Origin of the sequence: Pseudomonas coronafaciens pv. oryzae str. 1_6 (assembly GCF_000156995.2) — a bacterium.
GTDB lineage: Bacteria > Pseudomonadota > Gammaproteobacteria > Pseudomonadales > Pseudomonadaceae > Aquipseudomonas > Aquipseudomonas tremae.
In genome coordinates this window covers 3,383,910-3,407,706 of the sequence record NZ_CP046035.1, presented here as the reverse complement: position 1 = coordinate 3,407,706, position 23,797 = coordinate 3,383,910, and the positions used below count along the sequence as shown (strand labels likewise).

Below are 23,797 nucleotides of genomic sequence, written 5' to 3'. Positions count from 1 at the left end.
CGCGGGCGAGCTCCTGCGCAAGCATTCAGAATGTGACGCTGGCGCTCAGCCTTGCGGTGCGGGGTTCACCCACATTGACCTGCAACTGGCTGCCGGTGCTGGATGGGTAATACTGCTTGTCGAACAGGTTGTCCACGTTCAATTGCAGACGGGTTTTATAACCCGCCATTGGCACATCCCAGCGCAAGAATGCATCGGCAACGGTGTAGCTGCTCATGTAGAACGTGTTCGCGTCATCACCTGCACGTTCGCCGACGTAGCGCGCACCGCCGCCGGCATGCCAGTCACCCAGCCCGGACGGGATCTGCAGGTGGTGGGTGAGGTACAGGCTGGCCGTGTGTTTCGGCGCCTGACTCAGACGGTTGCCTTCGTTGTCAGGGTCGTCGAGTACTTCGGTGTGGGTATAGGCGTAAGTACCTATCATGTCCCAACGTTCGGCGATGCGTCCGGTCACGTCCAGCTCCACGCCCTGCGAACCTACTTTACCGGCTGCTTGGCTGATGCCAGTCACGCCAGTAGGCGTGACGACGTTTTTCTTCTCGATGTCGAACACGGCGAGGTTGACGTTGAGCTCCGGCGCCAGCGTATATTTGGCACCGACTTCGTAGCTACGGCCTTCTTCAGGATCGAACGTGGTGCCGTCGTCGTTCACTTCTTCGTTGGGCACAAATGAACGGCTGTAATTGCCATACAGCGAAAGGTCTTCATTCACCTTGAACACCAGGCCCGCCATCGGCAGGAACACATTGTCATTTTTGTCCAGGTTGGTGACGCGGTTGGCACCCAGGCCTTGGGCAATGTCCTGTTCATAATGCTGATAGCGACCGCCCAGTACCAGAATCCAGCGGTCATCCAAGTGCCAGTTGTCCTTGATGTACATGGACGTGGATGTCAACTGATTGCTGAGATTGCTGGTGGGCGCACTGACTACGCTCGGTTCGGCCAGGCTGCCGTAGGCCGGCGAAAATATATTGAAGCCGTTCTGGGCTGTATTGCGATAGGTCTTGCCGCGATACCTGTCGGAATCCTCATGTTCGGCGCCAACCAGCAGGTCGTGCTGCTGACCGAGAATGTCCTGCTTGCCGATGAAGTCCCAGCTGGCATAACGGGTTTCGTAATCGTAATGGCCGCCATTGGCCTGACGGCGCAGTACGCCGCTGCTGGACAGAGTACTGGGCTGGGCAATCGCAAGGCTGTAGCGATCATTGTTCCAGCCGTACGTCAGACGGGTTTTCCAGTCATCACTGAGCTGGTATTCGAAACGCGCGGTGGCGGTCTCGCTGATGCCCACCGTATTTGCCCACTTTTCGTCCAGCCGCTTGCCGTAGCTGATGTCGGCTGGATGACCGCCCGTGAACACGGTGCCGCGGTCAAACGGGCTGATGTAGTCGTTGTACTCGTAGGCCAGGGTCAGGCTGGCGCGTTCGCCGGTCCACGACAGCGAGGGTGCAATCAGAGTGTGTTGATCAACGCCGTAGTTGCGCCAGTAGTCCTCGCTCTGTCGTTCGGCCACCAGACGATAAGCCAGCCCTGAGTCGCCAAGCGGGCCGGTGGTGTCGACCCCAAAGCTGCCGCCGCCTTCGCTGTAGGCCGAGCCACTCAGCGTGGTGCTTTGCACATATTGCGGCTGTTTGCTGATCACGTTGATCACGCCGCCTGGCTCCATTGCTCCATACAACAATGAGGCCGGACCTTTGAGAACCTCGACGCGCTCGGTGGTTGCGCCAAAGTTCTTCGACACCACCGAGCGTACGCCGTCGCGCAGGATCGAACCGTCATCGTTAGTGCCAAAGCCGCGTTTGACCAGCGAGTCCTTGGTGTTACCTAACGTGTTGCCCTGACTGACACCACTGACGAACTTCATGGCGTCGTCCAGCGAGCGCACGTTGTAGTCGGCAATGGTCTGTGGCGTGACAACGTTGACCGATTGCGCTTCTTCCTTGATCGGCACATCACTCTTGCTGACCGTACTGGTGCTTTTCGCGCTGTAGCCTTCCTGGGGCTGCGTCGCGGCAGCGGACACCTGGGTGGCAGGCAGAACAGCGGTTTCTGCGGCCTGCACGGTACCGCTGGAGCATATCGCCAGAGACAGCGCAGACAACAGAAAAGGGCCAGGACGGCGAGTGCGTTGGGTGGAAGTGCTCAAGGGAGATGCTCTGTCAGGACGTTAATAGCAATAATTGTAATTTGATATTAATTCTCAAGTAAATAAATGAATCGCGGGCCATGGGATTTGATTGATCAATACTCCCGAGGCAAGTTGCTCATGATCGAGGCATGATGTTGGCATCAAGCCGCTTGCCCATGCTGATGATGGGTTCCGAGGTGTAGCCCAGTGTCTTGTAAAATGCCTGCACACGTTCGTTGAATGTGTGAATCTGCAGATTGATTTTTACACAGCCAAGATCGGTCAATGCCTGTTCGGCGTGCCTTACCAGTGCAGACCCCAGCCTGTTGCCGCGATGTTGTGGATCAACTGCGACTGCGTACAGCCAACCCCGATGACCGTCGTAGCCAGCAAGAATGGTTCCGATCACCTGATCGTTCAGAGTTGCGACGAAAAACAGCCGGTCGTCCACCGCAAGCTTCTTGTCGATTGAAAGATCAGGGCGGTTTTGCGGTGCTTCGTCATTGAAAACTGTTTTCCAGAGCTGGATGACAGCGAGGCGGTGATGCAGGTCGGAATACTCGACAATTGAGGTCATTGCGCAGTCCTTGAGTCGGGTACGCGAGCATACTGTTGCGCCTCGCAGGTTGTCTAACCGGCGTCTCTTGGCTGGCGGCCCTGTCGGGCGGCTTGAGGCAGCGATGCTGGGGTCTTGAGCAGCCTCTGTATCGCCTGGCTGTAAGCCGGTTGCCCCAGTTGCATGCTGTTGTTGTGCGTGCCGCCGGGCACCAGCAGCAGTTGTTTCGGTTGTTTCGCCGCGTCGAACAACTCTTCGCTGAAGCGGGAGGGCACGTACTGGTCGTTGGTGCCATGGACGATCAGTACCGGCATGTGAATGTCTGCGATCTTGTCCAGCGAGTCGAATTTTTGCGACAGCAGCCAGCGCACGGGCAATGACGTGTTGGCAAGCGCGGTGGCCACATCGGCCAGGTTGGTGAAGGTCGATTCGATGATCAACCCCCGAGCCGCAGCCGGACTGTTGTTCTTTTCTGCATCTGTGCCCAGTTCTGCCGCCAGGTCCACCCCGACCGCGCCCCCCAACGAGTGTCCGTAGATCAACCTTCGGGACGGGTCGGGCTGCAATTGCTTGAGGCGTTCCCAAGCGATGCGTGCGTCCTCGTAAACGGACCTCTCGGATGGTAACTGGCCGACACTCTGACCAAAGCCACGGTAATCGATAGCCAGAACCGAGAAGCCTTGTGCGCTGAGCTGGCGGATGCGAAACAATTGCCCGGTCAGGTTCCATCTTGAGCCATGCAGGTACAACACAGCCGGGGCGTTCTTGTCTGGCGCAGGCCACCACCACGCATGAATGTTTTGCGACGTGCCGAAGGCAGGCGTGCGCAATTCGATCTCTTGAACCTCGTCGGGCAGCCCGCTGTACCAGCTGGCCGTGCCGGGTTCGATGCGGAACACCAGCTCTCTTTCCTTGTGCTCGAGTACTGCGCAGCCAACCGGCAGCCCGAGAATAATGGCGAGCATCAGCAGCCATCTGACCGGACGAGCCTTGAAGCACGCCAGAGGTGAAATCGCCATGAGTGCAGTGTTCCCCGTCAACGAGTTGCGAAAAATGCAGGTTATGCGCTTTGGTTAAAAGGCGTACCAGCAAATGTCGGTTACAGCATATTGCACGGTAAGGCTGATGAACCCTGCAAACCTGGACCTTTATCAGGCACTTGCTCTTAAAGTCTGCTCGCACAAAACCCTACGCTTCAACAGGTTGCGGCCAGTGTGCGAAGGCGGTGCCGGTTGGCACGATTGGTTATTGAGGTAGCTCTTTATGACAGCCCGGGATTATGCTGTAGCCGCGCGGGCGCTATGTTTCTGCCGCTTGCCCGCCCTGATCGCCGATTTGCTCACCGCGTCAATCGCGCTTTCTTCAATTTCTTCGAGAGGTTATCGCCTAATGTTCCTTCACCGTCCCTTGGAAGAAAAAGATATCCCGATTATCTGCGAAATGCCGCAGAACGCCGACGAACTGTTCTACATGTTCCCCAGAGCAACCTATCCGCTGACACCTTCACAGCTCAGCGACGCCTTGGCAACACGTCATGATTCGACCGTCATCGAGATGGATGGCGAGGTGGTCGGTTTTGCCAATTTCTCTCAGTGTGAATTTCGCGGTCGCTGCTCGCTCGGTAACGTCATCATCGCGCCGAAGGCCCGTTCGAAAGGGGTAGGGCGCTTCATGATCACCAGCATGATGGGGATCGCCTTCGACAAGCATGAAGCCAAGGAACTGATCGCGTCCTGCTATAACCACAACGTACCGGGTCTGCTGTTCTATCCGCGGATGGGATTCCGTCCGTACTCCATTGAAGAGAAGCGGGACAAGCAGGGCGCCCGGGTCGCTCTTCTCCATCTTCGTCTTTCCGGTTCCGAGCAGTAATCGCCTGACCAGAACCCGGCACGGCCGACCCCTGCTCGGCCCGTGCGCTTCCGGTTTCGCAGTCAGTCTTTAAGGGGGTTCTCCCCCACCGCCGGTAACGCCATTATCCCGTTCTAAAACCAACAAACTTTTCGCTGGAAAATGGCTCATTCATATACCGTTCGTCAGTCTGTGCTTTCTTTAGATAAGCCGGTTTTGGATTTATTGATCCGGGTCATAAGTTTTTGCCCTGAAAACCCTGACGATGAATCGTTTTTTCTAACAACCCCGGTATTCAGCAGTGTTAAACGCGCGGTTTAATTTTTTGCGCAGGCGTTGATTGCAGGGGCGTTTGAAGCGTATAAATATCGAAAGCATCAGGTAAGTGACGACGGATAATTGGCGGGCCGGCACGTGCCGTTTTCAAATGTTCTACCAACCATAAAAATTGCCGAGATTTTGTCACTGTCGGGACATGCTTACACCCATAAGGAGATAAAGAGATGATCACCAGTGGATTATCTGAGTTAGAACTCAGAAACATCGTTGAAGTTGCGTTTCTGCCGTTGCGCTGCACCTGCACAATCGCCAGTAATCAAATGACCGTGAAAATAGAAGACTTGGCCTCCGGGCGCGTGTTTCACAAAACAGGCATATCCATGAACGCTATAAAGACCAGTCGCGATATATCCGGCCTGGTTGCGAAGCTACGCACCGAGCGCGCCGCAGCCACCGCCACAGCGCTGCCGCATGCCCAGTCCAGCTTTGCCTGACCTGTTCTTGCTGCGAGGCGCCTGAAAGGCCCTGGGTCATTGAGACCAGGGCCTTTTCATATGTTTGCAACACCCTATGGTGTCTCTGCTGATTTCTTTACGTCGGTGACTCATTGCCTGGCAAACTGCGGTCAATGCCCCGAAGACTCTTCCTCCCGTTGCCTCCCTCCTGTCGGCGAATAAACAACGCTACTCAAATCATCAGCTTGTGGCGTACAGGTGAACTGTTTTCCCGTTTTCGCTGCCTCTAACTCACCTTCTTTTCTGGATACAAATTGTCACGCTTTTAATTCGGGTCGTGATGTATTTTCCTGAGTTGCATTTAAAGCGTCACAGGGTGATCACACTGATCGGTTATCTTTTAAAATGACGGAACTTCAAAAGTTTGCTGCTGTTAGCGTTTATTGAGCTGTGTTATTTCAGGCCTGGTAACGCTACATCATTCAGGTAATGACTCGTGTTCGCTGGGCAATGCCTGAGCGCAGTAATAGTTTGGGCTGAATCGTTGAGGGAGGAGAAGCGCTCTGAAAGACAGGCATAAAAAACGGCGTCCTGAGACGCCGTATGGCTGGTCTGCCTGAAAAATCAGCAGGTCAGCATCGAATAGGGGGAGCGTGTGTGATTATTGTGGATCCTGATTTGGAGCCAGCTCTGCCTGTATGCGTTTGTAGATTTCTTCACGATGCACTGAAACGTTTTTAGGTGCATTGATGCCCAGCCGGACTTGAAGCCCTTGAACGCCAAGAATCGTCACGGTGATCTCGTCACCGATGTTTATGCTTTCGCCTACTTTGCGAGTGAGTATCAACATAATCTTTTCCTTGATGGCCTCTTGAAAACGCCTCTCTCAAGAGGCTGGCGTTTGCCTTTGCGTGGTAATTGTTGCCGAGTGCATCCAGATGCATCCGTCTGTATGACGTCGCAGTGGTGAATTTAATTCCCTCGGTTCATTTTCTTGTCATCGAGATTTGCATCCCCGATACGACGAGTGCGCCAATTCTGCCCGTTTTGACGTGAAAATGCCCGTATTTACTGGCGCCACATAAAAAGTAACGTTACAGCAGCGCGCATCGAGGTCGCCGTTGCCTCGCCCGGCAATGGCAGGCGAGACCATCTTCAGATGAGTGTAAGCGTAGGCGGGACCAGGAAAGATTGCCCGTGCTTTCTGAAATTTTAAAATGAAAGTGGTGGGCGGGGTGTAGGAAGAAGCTGACTGCGAGGGGCGGCAACTGGCTGTAGGTCGTGTTTATGCGCCGGGATGTGCGCTAATGCAGGAAGGAGGAGGGGCTGAGGATGCCAGCCTTCGCGGTTCTGGGTGTCCGCGAAGGCAGAGTATGCCTGTGGCGTTAAACGGCCATAGACAGCAGCATGATGAAAATCAGGCCGACCACCGAGAGGATGGTTTCCATCACCGTCCAGGTCTTGAAGGTTTCAGCCACGGTCATGTTGAAATATTGCTTGACCAGCCAGAAACCGGCGTCATTGACGTGCGACAGGATCAACGAGCCAGCGCCGGTGGCCAGCACCAGCAACTCGCGATTGACACCAGGAATCAGGCCAACCACCGGAGCGACAATCCCTGCACCGGTAATGGTCGCCACGGTGGCCGACCCGGTTGCGATACGAATCACCGCCGCTACCAGCCACGCCAGCATGATCGGGTTGATCTGTGCCTGTACCGCCATGTGGCCGATCACGTCACCCACGCCGCTGGCGACCAGCATCTGCTTGAAACCACCGCCCGCACCGACGATCAGGACGATTGCGGCCACCGGAGCCAGGCTCTGGTCCAGCAGCTTCATGATTTTGCTGCGATCAAAGCCGCGCGCTGCACCAAAGGTGTAGAAGGCCAGCAACAGTGCCGCCAGCAGTGCGGTGATCGGGTGACCGATCAGGTCCATCCAGATGCGGAACATGTTGTTTTCTGGCAACACCACGTCGGCAAAGGTCTTGAGCAGCATCAGGAAAACCGGCAGCAGGATGGTCACCAATGTAATGCCGAAGCCTGGCAGGTTCTCGGTGCTCGACTCCTTGGCGATCTGGTCCATCAGTTCCTTTGACGGGGTGCCAGGGATGCTTTTGGAAATCCAGTTGCCGAAGATCGGGCCAGCGATGATTGCCGTCGGCAGCGCAACGATCAGTCCGTAAAAAATGGTCTTGCCGATATCAGCGCCGAAAATGCCGATTGCCAGCAACGGACCCGGGTGCGGTGGCACCAGGCCGTGTACCGCTGAAAGGCCTGCGAGCAGCGGGATGCCGATCTTGACGATGGGCACGCCGGTGCGACGTGCAACGATGAACACCAGCGGAATCAGCAGAACAAAACCGATCTCGAAGAACAACGGGATGCCCACCAGAAACGCGGAAAACATCATTGCCCAATGCACTTTCTGCTTACCGAAGGTGCGGATCAAGGTCTGCGCAATCTGATCAGCGCCCCCCGAGTCGGCCATCAGTTTGCCGAGCATGGTGCCCAGACCAAGGATGATGCCAACGAATCCCAGCACGCCGCCGAAGCCGTCCTGGAACGATTTCATGACTTTTTCCACCGGCATTCCTGATGTCAGGCCAAGAAAGCCCGCTGCCAGGGTCAACGCGACGAAGGGGTGTACCTTCAATGTGGTGATCAACAGTACAAGACCGACGATGGTTACCAACGCATCGACGAGCAAGAACGTCTCATGGGTCATACCGAACATGGGTGTTTCTCCTGTTATTGTTTTAGGCCACTGCAAAGAGCGCCGTCGTTCTATCGTGTGTGCTCAAGACAGCGCTGTCTTTTGCATTCACGCCTTTATCAGGCGTGGGAGCCTTTCCACCATGCGGCAGCTTGGGTGCCAATCACATCGATGGGCAGGGAAGCATCCACGACCAGCGTCAGCGGCTCGCCTTCAGGGGACTCCAGGGTTGCGAACTGACTGTCTACCAGGCTGGCAGGCATGAAATGACCGGGACGGTGCGAGCAACGTTCGGTCGCCAGTTCCTTGCTCAGCTGAAGGAAGACAAACCCAAGGCCCGGCACCGCGTCACGCAGACGCTGACGATAGATGAGCTTGAGGGCAGAGCAAGTCAGGACCGGGTGTTCGCCGTTGGCGAGCGCCGCAGCCATTTCTTCACCCAGGCGGGTCAGCCAGCCGGCGCGGTCTTCATCATTTAGTGGGGTTCCGGCGCTCATCTTGTCGATGTTTGCCTGAGGATGGAACGCATCGCCTTCGATCAGGCGACCGCCGCTGTTGAGTGCGATCTCGGCACCGACGGCGCTTTTTCCGCAGCCCGACACACCCATCACCACAAGGGCGGAAATAGCAGTATTCGCAGTTGTCACAGTAGGCACCTCGTCTGGAGACAGCGCTGTCTTTGTCCGATGGACATCAGGCTCAGCCTGGGCTGTTCCAGTTCTTTTCGTTGTTTTGAGTTCATCATTGAGCATCGGAGGCTGTTCTCCGGGGCCACCTGAAAGGGGAGCCCGAATGTGAAACCAGCGATAAAGCATTGTCACGTTCCATGAGACAGCGCTACCTTATTGGGCATACGTCATATTTGGCAACCCTTATGTTAGTTGGCAACGCATGACCCGCATTGGTTCCCGCTCTACCGGTCGTCCGACCCTCGATGAGGTGGCGCGGCTGGCTGCCGTTTCTCCGATCACCGCGTCCCGCGCTCTGCGGGGCGTTTCCACGGTTGCCCCGCAGCTGGTCGAAAAAGTGCGTGCAGCGGCGCAAAGCCTGGGCTACGTCGCCAATTCTGCGGCGAGGGCACTGGCGTCATCCTGCAGCCAGACTGTCGTGGTGCTGGTGCCGTCGCTGTCCAACCAGTTGTTCATCGAAACCCTGGAAGCCATTCAAAATGTGTTGCGCGTGCGTGGCCTGGATGTGGTGATCGGCAACTATCACTACTCGCCTGCAGAAGAGGAAACGCTGCTGCGCAGCCATCTGGTCCATCGTCCCAGAGGGGTTCTGTTGACCGGCTTTGACCACACGCCGGCTTCGCGTCAGATGCTGGAAACCAGCGGCGTGCCCTGCGTCCACATGATGGAGCTGGATACCCGGCTTGGCGCCTATTGCGTAGGCTTCTCCCAGCAGCAGGCGGGTGCCGAAGCGGCTCGCCATCTGCTGGGGCGCGGTCGTAAACGTCTGGCTTATATGGCGGCCCAGCTCGACCCTCGCGTGTTGCAACGTGGGGCAGGGTTTCGTCAGGTGCTGGAGGAGGCTGGGTTATTCGATCCCGATCTGCAGGTCTCGACACGTCAGTCTTCGTCAATCGGCCTGGGCGGTGAGCTGTTCGCTCGTCTGCTCGATGAGCACCCCGATGTCGACGGGGTTTTCTTCTGCAACGACGACCTGGCTCAGGGCGCAGCACTGGAGGCATTGCGTCTGGGGGTGGCGATCCCTGAACGGGTAGCGCTGGTGGGGTTCAACGATTTGCCCGGTTCTGCTCATATGGTTCCGCGCCTGACCTCCATACGCACGCCAAGGCAGGAAGTGGGGCAGCGCGCCGCTCAGTTGCTGCTGGGCCTGCTCGATGGCGTTGCGCAGGCTCCACAGGTGGATCTGGGCTTCGAGCTGGTAGTGCGAGAAAGCTCCTGAGTTGTCTCGCCGGCACTGTACAAGCATTTCTTCCGGTTACCTTCAGCGGTCATCCCTCAAGCCTTGTCTGACCAGTGGTAGCTCCGCTGCAACGGCTTCCTGCTGTCGTCCTGGACTGCCCGACCGCTATGTCCCGCATGCTTTTTTCAGTCTCATCTGGAAGGTTGTGACATGTTTCGACTGTCACTTCTGACAGTACCCATCCCCTCGGGTTGAGTATTCAATGACTCCATGTTCTGGATCGGAGCGGCATCGGTGTCTTGGCCGCATCGTTGGATGACGGGGATATATCTTCTTATCTATTCCCCGTTCTGGCGGTCTAACAAGGCCCATTGACTGGTGATGGAAATGCAAAAAAAGGCATCTCAACATGTTAGAGCTTTGACTCATATGGTCGATCCGGTCAGTTCAGGAGAGCCTCTGGACATCGCCTGGTTGACCGGCATCATTCCTCTGGGGTTCGTACCCGCAGAACTCGCGCTCAGCCCCGATGAAACCACTCTTTACGTCGCGCATGAGAGTGGACGCGAAGTCAGCGTGGTCGATATCGCCACTGCAAGCGTGGTCGGCAGTATCAAACGAGCGGGCGCCGGCGCCATCAGCCTGAGCCCCGACGGCAAACGGCTCTACACCATCGGCCAGAAGAGGTGCTATGTGGTCGATACCCGCCTGCGCGAAGTGATCCGGATACTTCCCGCAGCCAACGCCAATCGAGTGCTTTGCAGCGCGGATGGCCGGTTCATCTGCCTGTCCTTTCAGAATGCGCTGGGCGGGCTGATCCGTCTGATCGAGACCGAAAACTATACGGTCGAAAACGAATTCGATCTTGGGGCCTTGACCAATGCATCGCTGGCGCTGGGAATCAGCCCTTTGAATGACCGCTTTTACGCAACGATGCTGGTGGACCGGACTGCGCCTACCGACGTTCTGGCAATAAGCAGGGTTGATTACCAGCAGCACGAAATTACCGGCTTTTCCGATCCGCGATCAATGGCGTTCAGTGCCGATGGCGCTTGGCTGTATGTGGGCGGAATCGATGAGGTCTATATCGTCGATGCAGCGACCAACAAAACCTTTTATCGAGAGAGGGTCGGCAGCCAGGGTTATCCGGTAAGAATAATCGGCGTAACGCCCGACGATCGATACGTCTACGCGATCTACACGTGCAACTATGACGTTTACCGGATCGACACGGTGAAAGGCATCGCCACCTGTATTGCGTACTTTCCTTCCGTGGGGGGCGCCGTGTTGAACCGTAATGGCAATTACATTTATTCCTCGCACCCGGACATGAGCTGGATTTCGATCTACAGGCTCTAGGCGCTGCACATCAAAGGCTGCTTTCGGCCCGAGCCTGGCGTGTCTGACGTCCTGCATGCCTGCAGAAAGAGGGCCATTCGCTCATGCCCGGTGCAGGCGCATGAGCGAAACGGCAGGTCAGTCCTGGTTCTTGAACGCTAGCCTGGCCTCATGCAGCAATGGTTCGGTGTAGCCGGAGGGCTGCTCCGGCCCTCTGAACACCAGCGCGCAGGCGGCCTTGAATGCGGCAGAGTTCTTGAAGTCCCTGGCCATGGGCCGGTAGTGGGAGTCTCCTGCATTCTGCTTGTCGACCACCTTGGCCATACGCTCCAGCACGTTGTTAACGTCTTGCTGATCTACGATGTCATGCAAAAGCCAGTTGGCCATGTGCTGACTGGAGATACGCAACGTTGCGCGGTCTTCCATCAGGCCCACATTGTGAATGTCGGGCACCTTGGAACAGCCGATGCCTTGCTCGACCCAGCGTACGACGTAGCCCAGCAAACCCTGGGCATTGTTCTCCAGTTCTTCGAGAATCTGCTCCCGCGTCCATTCCGGCTTGTCCACTACCGGTATGGTCAGCAAGTCGTCGAGCAACGAGACACTGATGTCCGCCAGCGCCTGCTGCTCGAGTTCTTTTTGAATCTGCCCGACGTCGACCTGATGGTAGTGCAATGCGTGCAAGGTGGCTGCGGTGGGCGAGGGTACCCACGCGGTCGTGGCGCCAGATCGGGGATGAGCGATTTTCTGCTCCAGCATGTCGGCCATGCGATCAGGCATTGCCCACATACCCTTGCCGATCTGTGCTCTCCCGCGCAGGCCGCACGCCAGACCGACCTGTACATTGTTGCGTTCGTAAGCCTTGATCCACGGAGAATTTTTCATCTCGCCCTTGCGCAGCACCGGTCCGGCCCTCATGGCGCTGTGGATCTCATCGCCGGTCCGGTCAAGAAACCCGGTATTGATGAACGCTACCCTTGCCGATGCCGCACCGATGCAGGCCTTCAGGTTGACGCTGGTGCGTCGCTCTTCGTCCATGATGCCCATCTTCAGGGTATTGCGCGGCAGTTGCAGTATGTCTTCGATACGGCTGAACAACTGATCGGCGAAAGCCACCTCGGCTGCGCCGTGCATTTTCGGCTTGACGATATAAATGCTGCCAGCCCTGGAGTTGCCTCGACGATTCAGATCATGCAAGCCATCAGACTGGTGATGACCCCATCGAGAATGCCTTCGGGGATCTCCTGCTCGTCCTCATCGACAATTGCCGGGTTGCTCATCAAATGGCCGACATTGCGAATGAACATCAGCGAGCGCCCGCGCAACGTGAGCTCGCCTCCGCTAGCAGCCATGTAGGTGCGATCCGGGTTGAGACTGCGGATGATTGCCTTGCCGCCCTTGTCCAGCGTCTCGGTAAGATCACCTTTCATCAGGCCAAGCCAGTTGCGATAGACCGTCACCTTGTCTTCGGCGTCCACGGCAGCAACCGAGTCTTCGCAGTCGATGATGGTCGACAGAGCAGATTCCAGCAGCAGGTCCTTGATACCGGCCGCATCGGTGCTGCCCACCGGGTGCTGCGGGTCGAACTGGATTTCGATATGCAAACCGTGGTTCTTGAGCAGAATTGCTTCCGGTTGATCGGGCTCGCCCCTGAAACCGACATACTTTTCCGAGTGCTGCAGGAGGGTGTGTGAGCCATCCGCCAGGGCGATGCGCAGTTCGCCGTCCTCGATACGGTAGCTTCGAGCATCGCTGTGGCTGCCGTTGACCAGCGGTGCGCTGCTATCGAGCAGTTCGCGGGCGAAGGCGATTACCTTGTTGCCGCGTAACGGGTTGTAACCTGCGCGGATGTCGGCCCCGTTGGCGCTGGAAATTACATCGGTGCCGTACAGGGCGTCGTACAAAGAACCCCAACGGGCATTGGCAGCATTCAACGCATAGCGCGCGTTGCTGGCAGGCACCACCAGTTGCGGACCGGCTTGCTCGCTGATTTCCAGGTCGACATTGGCGGTGCTGGCGGTAACCCGCTCAGGTTCCGGCTGGAGGTAGCCAATCGAATGCAGAAAATCCCGGTAGGCGGGCATGTCGCTGATCGGGCCGGGATGTTTCTTGTGCCATTTGTCCAGCTCGGCCTGCAGGCGTTCGCGTTCGGTGAGCAGTTCGCGGTTGCGCGGTGCAAGTTCGTGTACCAGTACGTCAAAGCCTTTCCAGAATGTTTCCGGCTCCAGGCCGGTGCCTGGCAGCACTTCTTCATCGACAAAGCGCTGGAGATTGACAGCCACTTTGAGCCGTTGGCATTTGACGAAATCGGTCATCGGATGGGCTCCACATAAAAGTTGCGCTGTGATTTTTTGTTACGGGCACCCCTGATGAGCGGGCTCAGGGCACCAGAATGATGATCGCTCAGTCGGCATTCAATGCGGCAATGCCTGCCTTGGCGATCTGTGCGTCCTGATCGGCTTTGACACCGGAAACGCCCAGCGCACCGATCACCTGACCATCGACAATGACGGGCACACCGCCTTCCAGAGAAGTCAGCAGCGGGGCGCTGAGGAATGCGCTACGACCGCCGTTGACCATGTCTTCGTAGCCCTTGGATTCGCGTTTGCCGAGGGCCGAGGTCCGGGCTTTTTCAATCGAGATATAGCTGCTGATGGGCGAGGCATCGTCCAGTCGCTCGAACGCTAGCAAATGGCCGCCATCATCGACAACCGCGATGGCCACCGCCCAGCCATTGGCCTGCGCTTCATCGCGTGCGGCACCGAGCATCAGGCTGACTTCGGTCTGGGTCAGAACAGCTTTGATTTTCATGGGGTTCTCCAGAGCAGTGGTTATTCAATATGAGTTCAACGGGATTCAAGAGTGCCCAGCGCTTCATCGACCAGTTCAATCCAGTGCCGCACTGGCGTCCGCTCAGCACTCGCCAAGTGCGCCTGGCAGCCGATGTTGGCAGTGGCGATAACCTGTGGCTTGCCGCTTTCCAGCGCACTCATGCGGTTGTCGCGTAGTTGGCGGGCCAGCGCGGTTTGAGTCAGGGAGTAGGTGCCCGCCGAACCACAGCACAAGTGGCCGTCCGGCACACTGGTCAGGTTGAAACCCAGGCGCAGCAGGACACGCTCCACCTCGCCACCGAGTTTTTGTGCATGCTGCAAGGTACAAGGGCAATGAAACGCCAGCCGGGTGTCGGTATTGATGCCGAGGTTCTCCAGTGGCTCATCGCGCAGGACTTCGACCAGGTCCCGGGTGCGTGCGCTGATCAGGGCGGCCTTGTCTGCATATAGCGGGTCGTCGCGCAATAGATGTGCGTAATCCTTGACGAAGGCACCGCAGCCGCTTGCAGTCTGGATGATGGCCTCAGCACCACCTTCGAGGGCTGGCCACCAGGCATCTATGTTGCGCCGCGCTCGCTCCAGGCCCGCATCCTGCGCATTCAGGTGGTAATCCACCGCGCCACAGCATCCAGCCTTGCTGATCGGGTTGATGCTGATGCCCAGACGGTCCAGCACCCTTGATGTTGCGGCGTTGGTGTTCGGTGAAAGTCCCGGCTGTACGCAACCTTCAAGCATCAGCATGCGCCGCGCATGGCGTGGTGCCGGACGCGCACCTGAGCGCAGGATCGTTGCGGGCAATTTGTTTCTCAGGTGGTCTGGCAGCAATGGGCGAAAGGCAGTACCCAGGCCGGTCAGCGCCTTGAACAACCCGGCGTTCGGCACGACCCTGCGCAAGCCTTCGCGCAACAATCGCTGACCCAGTGGCCGGGGCACGGCGGCATCCACCGCAGCGCGTCCTATATCAAGCAGGTTGTGGTAATCCACGCCCGACGGGCATGTGGTTTCACAGTTGCGACAGCTCAGGCAGCGGTCCAGATGCAGCTGGGTCTTCTCGGTGACTTCATGGCCTTCAAGCACCTGTTTGATCAGATAGATTCTGCCGCGCGGACCGTCCAGTTCATCACCCAGCAACTGATAGGTCGGGCACGTGGCATTGCAAAAGCCGCAATGCACGCAACTGCGCAGGATGCGCTCGGCTTCTTCGGCGCGGGGCTGTTTTCTGGCGTGTTCACTCAATGTGGTCTGCATGCCTCAAAGCTCCGCGTACAGTCGGCCAGGGTTGAAAATACCCTGCGGGTCGAGCCGGTTCTTGAGCGCCCGATGGTAGCGCAGCAAAGGCTCGGGCAAGGGCTGAAAAGGGCTGTCCACACGCGCCGGGCCATAGCATGTCGCGTGCCCGCCGACGGCTGCCGCCATCGTTCTGATCACGACGCTGTCCGCGTGTGATTTCAGCCAGCGTTGTGCGCCGCCCCAGTCAATCAACTGCTCGCCTGGCAGGTCGAGCACGCCGGTGTGGGCCGGTACGCAAACCCGCCATAGCGGGCGCGAATCCTGAAAAAATGGCAGGCGCTGCTCGTTCAATTGCTGCCAGTAGGCAGTATCGATCACCTCACCGCCAAGCCGCTCGTGCGCGGCTTTCACCGAGCCTTCACCCCCCTCGAGGCGCAGACGCAGCACCTGACCATCATGACTGGCAGCACTGATTGGCATGGGTTGCCGTCCCCATTCGGCCAGGCAGGAAAGGGTGCTGGCACTGTCTGTCTGCAACGCGATGCTGATGCACAAACGCGGCTTGGGCAGCACTTTCAGCGACACTTCGGTCAACACCCCAAGGCAGCCAAAACTGCCCGCCATCAGGCGCGAGACGTCATAACCGGCAACATTTTTTATGACTTCTCCGCCGAAGCGCAGGTGTTTGCCAAGCCCGGTGATCAGCCGGGTGCCTAGTACGAAATCCCGCACCGATCCGCTCCACGGTCGGCGTGGCCCGGACAGGCCGGTTGCGACCATGCCGCCAAGGGTTGCCGTGCCGAAGTCCGGAGGCTCGCACGGCAGCATCTGGCCAGTGGCGTCCAGTACCTGCACCAGTTCGCTCAGCGGCGTCCCGGCGCGGGCGGTAATCACCAGTTCTGTGGGGTCATAGCTGACGATACCGCGGTGTTCACGGGTGTCGAGAACGTCACCAGCCACCGGGCGACCGAGAAACGTTTTGCTGCCGCCGCCCTGAATACACAGCGGTCTGCCGTCCTCCAGCGCCTGATTGACCTGCTCAAGCAGTGCTTGAATAGCGTCCCTGTCTGGCGTGTTCATCAAAAGCGCTCCAGTTCAGGGAAGGGCAATTGCCCGGCGTGAATATGCATGGCGCCAAACTCCGCGCAGCGCTGCAGGGTGGGGATGTTCTTGCCGGGGTTGAGCATGCCGCTCTCGTCGAACGCGGCCTTGATGGCATGGAAGAAGGTCAGTTCGTCGCTGTTGAACTGCGCGCACATCTGATTGATCTTTTCGCGCCCTACACCGTGTTCTCCGGTGATGCTGCCACCCACCGCCACACACAGTTCCAGAATTTTGCCGCCCAGGGTTTCGGCCCGTTCCAGTTCGCCCGGTTGATTGGCATCGAACAGGATCAGCGGGTGCATATTGCCGTCGCCGGCATGAAACACGTTGGCGACGCGCAGGCCGTACTGCTCGGACAACTCTTTGATGCCGCGCAGGACGCCCGGTAGTGCACGGCGCGGGATTGTCCCGTCCATGCAGTAGTAATCCGGCGAAAGGCGTCCGACCGCCGGAAAGGCGTTCTTGCGCCCGGCCCAGAAGCGCACCCGTTCAGCTTCATCGCGCGCCAGACGCACTTGTGTGGCGCCGGCGCGCTGCAGCACCACGCGGACTGCCTCGCAGTCGGCCTGCACATCGGTTTCGACCCCGTCGAGCTCGCAGAGCAGAATGGCTTCGGCATCGACCGGGTAGCCAGCGTGAATGAAGTCTTCGGCGGCGCGGATCGCCAGGTTGTCCATCATTTCCAGCCCGCCGGGGATGATGCCGGCAGCGATGATGTCGGCCACCGCACGCCCGGCGTGTTCCACCGAATCGAACGCGGCGAGCAGCACCTTCGCCACCTGTGGTCTGGGCAGCAGTTTGACCGTGACCTCAGTGATGATGCCGAGCATGCCTTCGGAGCCGGTGAACAGCGCAAGCAAATCGAAACCCGGCGAGTCGAGGGTGTCGCTGCCCAGCGTCATGGGCTCGCCTTCGACAGTGAGGATGTCGACGCTGAGCAGATTGTGTACGGTCAGGCCATATTTGAGGCAATGTACGCCGCCTGCGTTTTCTGCCACGTTGCCGCCAATCGAACAGGCGATTTGTGAAGAAGGGTCAGGTGCGTAATACAGGCCGTGCGGTGCCGCAGCCTGAGAAATCGCCAGATTGCGCACACCGGGTTGCACCCGGGCCAGACGCGCATCGGGGTTGATCTCGAGGACCTGGCTGAAGCGCGCCATTACCAGCAGCACGCCTTTCTCCAGCGGCAGTGCGCCACCTGAAAGCCCGGTGCCGGCGCCCCTTGTGACCACCGGCACATGGCGCTCATGACAAAGCCGCAGCAGTGTCTGTACCTCTTCGACGTGGCGCGGCAGTACTACCAGCATCGGCGTGGTGCGATACGCCGACAACCCGTCGCATTCATAGGGACGAAGCTCTTCGTCGCGATGCAGGATGTCCAGGTCGGGCAACAGGCGTCGCAGGTCGCGCAACAGTTGATGTTTATCGACAGCCGGCAGCATGCCGTCAATGCGTTCGTCGTAGAGAATATTCATCAAGCCCCCCAGTTTTGTTTTTATCGGGTCAGCCCATTCCGGGCTCTGCACATAAAGTGGCCGCTCTCGACCATGCTGCGTTAAAAACACGCCTGGACGCGAGTTAGATCGTTGCTCGCCTGTTTCCGCCCTGCCTGACGTCGCTCGCCGACTTTTCTACAGAGCCTAGCTCATGGGTGGCGAGGCTTGTGTTGACAGGGCAGGGTGGATCACGCAATTTACGCATCACGTAATGTGTTTACGAAAATAACAACAGGCAGCACCCGTGCGTCAATCAGGCGATCTACCAGGGCCTTTCACCAGACACACCCTGATGCGCAATCGGACAAGCCGGAGTAGGCTGCCCTCATGAAGATTCTTGGTCTGCAACTGATTTTTGGTGATTTCCTTGCTCGCAGTGTGCGAGGGATCCCATGTGCGCCGCCCGCAGGACAGTGATTGCGTCGTTTACTCACCTTCACTCTTCTGCAAGGAGCCAGTCATGGCTGATCTCTACGAAAACCCGATGGGCCTGATGGGTTTTGAATTTATCGAATTTGCGTCGCCGACCCCCAACAGCCTTGAACCCGTGTTCCAGATGATGGGCTTCACCAAGGTCGCGACGCACCGCTCCAAGGACGTGACGCTGTATCGCCAGGGTGCGATCAACCTGATTCTCAACAATGAACCGCACAGCCTGGCGTCCTACTTTGCGGCAGAGCATGGCCCCTCTGTGTGCGGCATGGCGTTTCGCGTCAAGGACGCCCAGCAGGCCTATAACCGGGCGCTGGAACTCGGCGCTCAGCCGCTGGAAATCGCCACCGGTCCCATGGAATTGCGCTTGCCTGCGATCAGGGGCATCGGCGGCGCTCCGCTGTACCTGATCGACCGTTTCGGCGAAGGAACGTCGATCTATGACATCGATTTCAACTTCATCGAAGGCGTGGAACGTCACCCGGTCGGCGCGGGCCTGAAGTTCATCGATCATCTAACCCATAACGTGTACCGCGGTCGTATGGCGTACTGGGCGAATTTCTACGAAAAACTGTTCAATTTCCGCGAACTGCGATATTTCGATATCAAAGGCGAGTACACCGGCCTGACCTCCAAGGCAATGACCGCGCCGGACGGCATGATTCGTATTCCGCTGAACGAAGAGTCGTCGAGAGGCGCAGGGCAGATCGAAGAGTTCCTGATGCAGTTCAACGGCGAAGGCATCCAGCATGTTGCGTTCTTCACTGACGACCTGATCAAGACCTGGGACGCGCTGAAAGCCACCGGCATGCGTTTCATGACCGCGCCGCCAGACACCTACTACGAGATGCTTCAGGGGCGCTTGCCCGATCATGGCGAGCCGGAAGACGAACTCAAGTCACGCGGTATATTGCTGGATGGCTCGTCCGAGGGCGGCGAACGCCGACTGCTGTTGCAGATATTCTCTGCCACCTTGATGGGGCCGGTGTTCTTCGAGTTCATTCAGCGCAAAGGCGACGACGGCTTTGGCGAGGGCAACTTCAAGGCACTGTTCGAATCCATCGAGCGCGATCAGATCCAGCGTGGCGTGCTGACACCGGATTGATCCTTGCTGGAGATGTCCGTAAAACTATCGTGCCCATGCTCCAGCGTGGGCATGCCTTTCTGGACGCTCTGCGTCCGATTTTGATGGTGAGGCGAAGGTTATGGGGCGTGTAATGCAGGCTCAGCCTGGCAGCTTGCCACCCATGCGTTCACTGATTGCGTTAGCTGTTTCTGAAAGACGTCGAGCCGCCTGGCTCTGCGCCTCGTCGTTGAGCAGCGACCCCGGCCCGACGACGGTAATCACACCCACCAGTTTGTTGCCCATGGCAAACAATGGGGAGGAAGCAGCATTGACGCCCGGCATCAACATCCCTTGCACCTGATGCACGCCGGTGCTGCGGATCTGCTTTAGGTGACGCTCGACCTCGCGCAGACGACCGGCCTGCAGATGAGGTGTTTCCTGATGGCGAAGCAGGGCGGTCTCGCTCTGGGGCAAAAAGCTCTCGAATACCAGCCCGGTAGACGAGCCGAGTAGCGGCAGGACCGAACCGATCTGCGTCACCAGCGTCACGGCACCCAGCGACGGCTCGACATACACCACGGTCGGACCTTTATTGCCCCACACGGCCAGGAAGCAGGTCTGGTTCAGCTCGTCGCGCAGATTGGCCAGCCAGGGGGCCGACACCTTCAGCACATCCAGCTTGCCCAGCGACACCAGCCCTACTTGCAAGGCTTCGCGGCCCAGCCCGTAGTGATTATTGACGGCATCCTGCTCGGCAAATCCGCTGGCGATCAGCGCCTGCAAATAACGATGAACCTTGCTGGGCGGCATACCCAGGTGCTCGGCAAGCCTGGACAGCGACGTCGCGGGCGACAACTCAGCCAGTGCCTTGAGTACGCCTAGGCCCACTTCAGCAGCCTGAACCTTTTGCTGACGTCCGCCTGTCGGGCTTTCGGTTTCTTCGGTCATGGATATGCGTTGCGCCGGTCTGGGAAGGCAGCTTTATAGCTTGACCGGGTTTCAAACTCAAATTACGTTAAGCGTAATCGATTTACGATTTTTGACGATCCACCTACCGCCGTGTGACTGAATAACAACAAGAGGCTCAGATGGCTATTCATTGCAGCTCGGATCCACTGGTCTATCAGTCAGGTTTTGGCAACCAGTTCAGCAGCGAAGCCTTGCCGGGCGCGGTACCGATTGCTCAGAACTCGCCGCAAAGGCACCCGTTGGGTTTGTACGCCGAGCAGTTCTCGGGAACCGCTTTTACCGTCGGTCGTGCCGAAGCTCGCCGTACCTGGATGTACCGGATCCAGCCCTCGGCAGCCCATCCGCGCTACCAGCGTGTCGATCGGCAGATCCTCGGTCAGCAGCAGGGGCCGATAAACCCCAATCGCCTGCGCTGGAACGCCTTTGACATCCCCAGGGAACCCACAGACTTCATCGACGGCCTGATATCACTGGCCAGCACGTCGATACCTGATCAGGCCGAAGGGGTCAGTGTTTACGTGTATGCCACCAATACCTCAATGCAGCGCGCGTTTTTCAATGCTGACGGCGAATGGCTGATTGTGCCGCAGCAGGGAAGATTAAGAATCGTCACCGAGCTGGGCGTGATGGACGTAGAGCCTCTGGAAGTTGCCGTGCTGCCGCGAGGCCTGAAATTCAGCGTGCAGTTGCTCGACGACAGTGCACGTGGCTACATCTGCGAGAATCATGGTTGCGTGTTACGCCTGCCGGAACTCGGGCCGATTGGCAGCAACGGGTTGGCCAATGCGCGTGATTTTTTAACCCCGGTGGCGTGGTTTGAAGAACGAAACGAGTCGGTACAACTGGTACAGAAATTCCTTGGCGAACTGTGGGCGACGCAACTGCCGCACTCGCCGTTCGACGTGGTCGGCTGGCACGGCAACAATGTGCCGTACAAGTATGATCTGCGGCGCTTCAATACCATCGGCACCGTCAGTTACGATCACCCGGACCCCTCGATTTTTACCGTGCTGACCTCGCCAGGTCTCGTTCAAGGGCAGGCCAATATCGATTTTGTGATTTTCCCGCCACGCTGGATGGTGGCGGAAAACACTTTTCGTCCGCCGTGGTTTCATCGCAACCTGATGAACGAGTTCATGGGCCTGATCGATGGTGCTTACGACGCCAAGGCCGAAGGTTTCATGCCGGGCGGCTCGTCGCTGCACAACTGCATGAGCGCTCATGGACCGGACAATGTTACGGCAGAAAAAGCCATCGCTGCCGATTTGAAACCGCACAAGATAGAAAACACCATGGCTTTTATGTTTGAGACCGGCAAGGTGCTGCGCCCCAGTCGTCATGCGCTGGATTGCCCGCAACTGCAAACCGATTACGATGGCTGCTGGAACGGCATGGCCAGAACGTTCAACAAGGAGCCGTTGTAATGAGCATTTCTTCAGGTCGCCGCAGTTGGGTCGCATCGGCCAACGGTCATGGCGACTTTCCACTTCAGAATCTGCCGCTGGGCGTGTTCAGCCATAACGGCTCCGCGCCGCGAGGTGGTATAGCCATCGGTGATCTGATCCTTGATCTCAAGGCTGTGCTAAAGGGTGGTTTCATCAAAGGGCCGGCGGTTGAAGCGGCCGAGGTTGCGAGCCGCGATCAGCTCAATGATTTCTTCGCGCTGGGTGCTGAAGCGCGTCGGGCCTTGCGTGCTGCCCTTGTGCAGTTGCTGGATGAAGACAGCGCACAACGCTCCTACCTGCAGGCCGCATCCGGCCTGTTGCTGCCGATGAACGAATGCACGATGTGCATGCCCGCCCGGGTAGGTGACTACAGCGATTTCTACGTCGGCATTCATCATGCGTTGAACGTGGGGAAGATGTTTCGTCCAGACAACCCGCTGTTGCCCAATTACAAGTATGTGCCCATCGGTTATCACGGTCGGGCGTCGACCTTGTGTATCTCTGGTACACCGATCAGACGGCCCAACGGCCAGATGCTCATGGCCGGCCAGCAAGTGCCTGAGTTCGGTCCATGCAAACGGCTGGATTACGAACTGGAAATGGGCGTATGGATCGGCCCGGGCAATGCGCAGGGCGAGGCCATCGGGATCGACCGCGCGGCCGAGCATATCGCTGGGTTCTGCCTGCTCAACGATTGGTCCGCGCGCGACATACAAGCGTGGGAATACCAGCCGCTTGGACCGTTTTTATCCAAGAGTTTTGCGACCACCCTATCGCCCTGGGTGATCACTGCCGAAGCCCTTGAACCGTTTCGCAGCCCCCAGCCGGCGAGACCCGAGGGCGATCCGCAGCCGCTGCCTTATCTGCTCGACAGGAGCGATCAGCAGAGTGGCGCGCTGGATATCGAGCTGGAAGTCCTGCTGCTTACCGAACAGATGAAAACCCAGGGGCTTGCACCTCACCTGCTGGGTTTGAGCAACTCACTGAACATGTACTGGACCGCTGCGCAGATGGTTGCGCACCACAGCGTGAATGGCTGCAAGCTGCAACCGGGTGACCTGTTCGGCACCGGCACGTTGTCCGGGCCTGATGCGGGCCAGTTCGGCAGCCTGCTGGAGATGACTGAAGGGGGCAAACATGTCATCACGTTGCCAGGTGGCGAACAGCGAAAGTTTCTGGAAAGTGGCGATGAGGTGATCCTGCGCGCTCGCTGTCATCGAGAAGGGCAGGTGTCGATCGGTTTTGGCGAGTGCCGCGGCACAGTGCTGGGGTGAGCGAAGACACCCGGCGGTGTCAGCGGGGCATTTCATACCAGCCCAGAAACATGTTCAGTGCCGATTCCACGACATTGCTTTGCTCATCGGGCGTGAGCAATGGCGCGTTGAAAGTCACTTGTGGCCAAAAGGCAAACGACTTGAGCAGGGCATGCATTTGCGTGGCGGCAAAGCCCGGGTCGACGTGTTTGAGGCGACCATCCTTCTGTGCGGCGCGGATCCATGCGCTGAAGGTTTCTTCGCGTTCATTGATGCGCGCCATCCACACCTGCGCCCGCTCTGGCGAGTGAATGGTTGCACCGACCACCACTCGCGCCAGATCAATGAAGCTGCTGTTGGTAAGGTTGCGCATCTTGCCCCACAGCAAGTCTCTCAATTGCTCGCGCAGGCCGCTGTCAGCATGGTAGAGCACCTCTGATTGCGGCGGGGCGCAGCTCCACAGACGCTGGAGCATTTCGGCGAACAACTCCTCCTTGCTGGGGAAATGGTTATAGACCGTTCGTTTTGACACCTCGGCTCGTGCCGCAATGCGGTCCATGCTGGTGACCTCGAAGCCACGGTCGCCAAACTCGGCAATGGCTGCCAGAACAATGGCTTCGCGTTTCTGATCGGTAAGGCGCATGGGTGCGGTCATAGGTTCGCTTCAAACGTGCGTTTAGAGAAAAGTACACTTGGCAGTTTACTTGTCGCCCAGAATCATGCAAGCTTAAAACTACACCGTGTAGTGTAAAACACTGTTACATATTTTCCATCGGAC

At 58.0% G+C, this 23,797-nt stretch carries 19 protein-coding genes and 1 pseudogene; 7 read left to right on the top strand and 13 right to left on the bottom strand.

Features of this window, described 5'->3' with window-relative positions; translation table 11 throughout:
• Nucleotides 1-25: 25 nt before the first annotated feature.
• From POR16_RS15270 to POR16_RS15260, 3 genes are all read right to left on the bottom strand, one after another.
• On the bottom strand, nt 26-2,146 hold the full coding sequence (locus tag POR16_RS15270) for a TonB-dependent siderophore receptor (protein WP_005890380.1): 2,121 nt from the start codon (nt 2,144-2,146) through the stop codon (nt 26-28).
• 118 nt (nt 2,147-2,264) lie between these two features.
• On the bottom strand, nt 2,265-2,705 hold the full coding sequence (locus tag POR16_RS15265) for a GNAT family acetyltransferase (protein ID WP_005890381.1): 441 nt from the start codon (nt 2,703-2,705) through the stop codon (nt 2,265-2,267).
• 53 nt (nt 2,706-2,758) lie between these two features.
• Nucleotides 2,759-3,703 carry an alpha/beta hydrolase gene (locus POR16_RS15260; protein ID WP_005890382.1) on the bottom strand — a complete coding sequence of 315 codons (945 nt, stop codon included), beginning with the start codon at nt 3,701-3,703 and terminating at the stop codon, nt 2,759-2,761.
• 370 nt (nt 3,704-4,073) lie between these two features.
• On the opposite strand from POR16_RS15260, the gene POR16_RS15255 reads away from it, so the two are divergent.
• Both POR16_RS15255 and POR16_RS15250 read left to right on the top strand, forming a co-directional pair.
• Nucleotides 4,074-4,556 (top strand): GNAT family N-acetyltransferase, encoded by a 483-nt coding sequence (locus POR16_RS15255; RefSeq protein WP_005890383.1) that lies wholly within the window; start codon nt 4,074-4,076, stop codon nt 4,554-4,556.
• Between the two features lie 482 nt (nt 4,557-5,038).
• Entirely contained in the window at nt 5,039-5,308 is a 270-nt protein-coding gene (locus tag POR16_RS15250) for a DUF1652 domain-containing protein (protein ID WP_005890384.1), read from the top strand.
• Between the two features lie 622 nt (nt 5,309-5,930).
• On the opposite strand, the gene csrA is transcribed toward POR16_RS15250, so the two are convergent.
• The 3 genes from csrA to POR16_RS15235 all read right to left on the bottom strand — a co-directional run bounded on the left by csrA (nt 5,931) and on the right by POR16_RS15235 (nt 8,594).
• Complete coding sequence (gene csrA / locus POR16_RS15245) at nt 5,931-6,119, bottom strand: carbon storage regulator CsrA (RefSeq protein ID WP_002554157.1); 189 nt, start codon at nt 6,117-6,119, stop codon at nt 5,931-5,933.
• A gap of 535 nt (nt 6,120-6,654) precedes the next feature.
• Nucleotides 6,655-8,007 carry a GntP family permease gene (locus POR16_RS15240; protein WP_005890385.1) on the bottom strand — a complete coding sequence of 451 codons (1,353 nt, stop codon included), beginning with the start codon at nt 8,005-8,007 and terminating at the stop codon, nt 6,655-6,657.
• Nucleotides 8,008-8,105: 98 nt separating this feature from the next.
• Nucleotides 8,106-8,594, bottom strand: a complete 489-nt coding sequence (locus POR16_RS15235; protein ID WP_024671061.1) for a gluconokinase — start codon at nt 8,592-8,594, stop codon at nt 8,106-8,108.
• A gap of 283 nt (nt 8,595-8,877) precedes the next feature.
• Between POR16_RS15235 and gntR the strand changes: the two genes are divergently transcribed.
• Nucleotides 8,878-9,894: an HTH-type transcriptional regulator GntR gene (gene gntR / locus POR16_RS15230; RefSeq protein WP_005890389.1), complete on the top strand. Its 1,017-nt coding sequence runs from the start codon at nt 8,878-8,880 to the stop codon at nt 9,892-9,894.
• Between the two features lie 390 nt (nt 9,895-10,284).
• Complete coding sequence (locus POR16_RS15225) at nt 10,285-11,214, top strand: WD40 repeat domain-containing protein (RefSeq protein ID WP_005890391.1); 930 nt, start codon at nt 10,285-10,287, stop codon at nt 11,212-11,214.
• Nucleotides 11,215-11,331: 117 nt separating this feature from the next.
• Here POR16_RS15225 and POR16_RS15220 read toward each other — a convergent pair.
• The 5 genes and pseudogenes from POR16_RS15220 to glcD all read right to left on the bottom strand — a co-directional run bounded on the left by POR16_RS15220 (nt 11,332) and on the right by glcD (nt 17,833).
• Nucleotides 11,332-13,508: pseudogene (locus tag POR16_RS15220) on the bottom strand (malate synthase G).
• Nucleotides 13,509-13,596: 88 nt separating this feature from the next.
• Complete coding sequence (locus POR16_RS15215; protein ID WP_005890394.1) at nt 13,597-14,004, bottom strand: heme-binding protein; 408 nt, start codon at nt 14,002-14,004, stop codon at nt 13,597-13,599.
• A gap of 35 nt (nt 14,005-14,039) precedes the next feature.
• Entirely contained in the window at nt 14,040-15,272 is a 1,233-nt protein-coding gene (gene glcF, locus POR16_RS15210) for a glycolate oxidase subunit GlcF (protein ID WP_005890396.1), read from the bottom strand.
• A gap of 3 nt (nt 15,273-15,275) precedes the next feature.
• Nucleotides 15,276-16,334 carry a glycolate oxidase subunit GlcE gene (gene glcE / locus POR16_RS15205; protein WP_005890398.1) on the bottom strand — a complete coding sequence of 353 codons (1,059 nt, stop codon included), beginning with the start codon at nt 16,332-16,334 and terminating at the stop codon, nt 15,276-15,278.
• Entirely contained in the window at nt 16,334-17,833 is a 1,500-nt protein-coding gene (glcD, locus tag POR16_RS15200; protein WP_024689575.1) for a glycolate oxidase subunit GlcD, read from the bottom strand. Before glcD ends, glcE begins: the two co-directional genes overlap by 1 nt.
• Before the next feature lie 481 nt (nt 17,834-18,314).
• Here glcD and hppD point away from each other — a divergent pair, with 481 nt between their 5' ends.
• A complete protein-coding gene (hppD, locus tag POR16_RS15195; RefSeq protein ID WP_005890404.1) occupies nt 18,315-19,391 on the top strand; it encodes a 4-hydroxyphenylpyruvate dioxygenase in 1,077 nt (358 codons plus the stop codon).
• 120 nt (nt 19,392-19,511) lie between these two features.
• On the opposite strand, the gene POR16_RS15190 is transcribed toward hppD, so the two are convergent.
• Complete coding sequence (locus POR16_RS15190) at nt 19,512-20,306, bottom strand: IclR family transcriptional regulator (RefSeq protein ID WP_162010134.1); 795 nt, start codon at nt 20,304-20,306, stop codon at nt 19,512-19,514.
• A gap of 134 nt (nt 20,307-20,440) precedes the next feature.
• Here POR16_RS15190 and hmgA point away from each other — a divergent pair, with 134 nt between their 5' ends.
• Together hmgA and fahA are read left to right on the top strand one after the other, a co-directional pair.
• Nucleotides 20,441-21,745, top strand: a complete 1,305-nt coding sequence (gene hmgA / locus POR16_RS15185; RefSeq protein ID WP_005890408.1) for a homogentisate 1,2-dioxygenase — start codon at nt 20,441-20,443, stop codon at nt 21,743-21,745.
• A complete protein-coding gene (gene fahA / locus POR16_RS15180; RefSeq protein ID WP_005890409.1) occupies nt 21,745-23,040 on the top strand; it encodes a fumarylacetoacetase in 1,296 nt (431 codons plus the stop codon). The genes hmgA and fahA overlap by 1 nt, the downstream gene beginning before the upstream one ends.
• 19 nt (nt 23,041-23,059) lie before the next feature.
• Here fahA and POR16_RS15175 read toward each other — a convergent pair whose 3' ends face one another.
• Nucleotides 23,060-23,674 (bottom strand): TetR/AcrR family transcriptional regulator, encoded by a 615-nt coding sequence (locus POR16_RS15175; RefSeq protein WP_005890410.1) that lies wholly within the window; start codon nt 23,672-23,674, stop codon nt 23,060-23,062.
• Nucleotides 23,675-23,797 lie beyond the last annotated feature (123 nt).

Coding starts and splice junctions, on each gene's coding strand:
- hmgA (WP_005890408.1), top strand. CDS start 20,441: ATGGCTATTCATTGCAGCTCGGATCCACTGGTCTATCAGTCAGGTTTT.
- gntR (WP_005890389.1), top strand. CDS start 8,878: ATGACCCGCATTGGTTCCCGCTCTACCGGTCGTCCGACCCTCGATGAG.
- glcD (WP_024689575.1), bottom strand. CDS start 17,833: ATGAATATTCTCTACGACGAACGCATTGACGGCATGCTGCCGGCTGTC.
- POR16_RS15235 (WP_024671061.1), bottom strand. CDS start 8,594: ATGGGTGTGTCGGGCTGCGGAAAAAGCGCCGTCGGTGCCGAGATCGCA.
- glcF (WP_005890396.1), bottom strand. CDS start 15,272: ATGCAGACCACATTGAGTGAACACGCCAGAAAACAGCCCCGCGCCGAA.
- POR16_RS15215 (WP_005890394.1), bottom strand. CDS start 14,004: ATGAAAATCAAAGCTGTTCTGACCCAGACCGAAGTCAGCCTGATGCTC.
- hppD (WP_005890404.1), top strand. CDS start 18,315: ATGGCTGATCTCTACGAAAACCCGATGGGCCTGATGGGTTTTGAATTT.
- POR16_RS15265 (WP_005890381.1), bottom strand. CDS start 2,705: ATGACCTCAATTGTCGAGTATTCCGACCTGCATCACCGCCTCGCTGTC.
- POR16_RS15260 (WP_005890382.1), bottom strand. CDS start 3,703: ATGGCGATTTCACCTCTGGCGTGCTTCAAGGCTCGTCCGGTCAGATGG.
- csrA (WP_002554157.1), bottom strand. CDS start 6,119: ATGTTGATACTCACTCGCAAAGTAGGCGAAAGCATAAACATCGGTGAC.
- glcE (WP_005890398.1), bottom strand. CDS start 16,334: ATGAACACGCCAGACAGGGACGCTATTCAAGCACTGCTTGAGCAGGTC.
- POR16_RS15225 (WP_005890391.1), top strand. CDS start 10,285: ATGGTCGATCCGGTCAGTTCAGGAGAGCCTCTGGACATCGCCTGGTTG.
- POR16_RS15250 (WP_005890384.1), top strand. CDS start 5,039: ATGATCACCAGTGGATTATCTGAGTTAGAACTCAGAAACATCGTTGAA.
- POR16_RS15175 (WP_005890410.1), bottom strand. CDS start 23,674: ATGACCGCACCCATGCGCCTTACCGATCAGAAACGCGAAGCCATTGTT.
- POR16_RS15255 (WP_005890383.1), top strand. CDS start 4,074: ATGTTCCTTCACCGTCCCTTGGAAGAAAAAGATATCCCGATTATCTGC.
- POR16_RS15240 (WP_005890385.1), bottom strand. CDS start 8,007: ATGTTCGGTATGACCCATGAGACGTTCTTGCTCGTCGATGCGTTGGTA.
- fahA (WP_005890409.1), top strand. CDS start 21,745: ATGAGCATTTCTTCAGGTCGCCGCAGTTGGGTCGCATCGGCCAACGGT.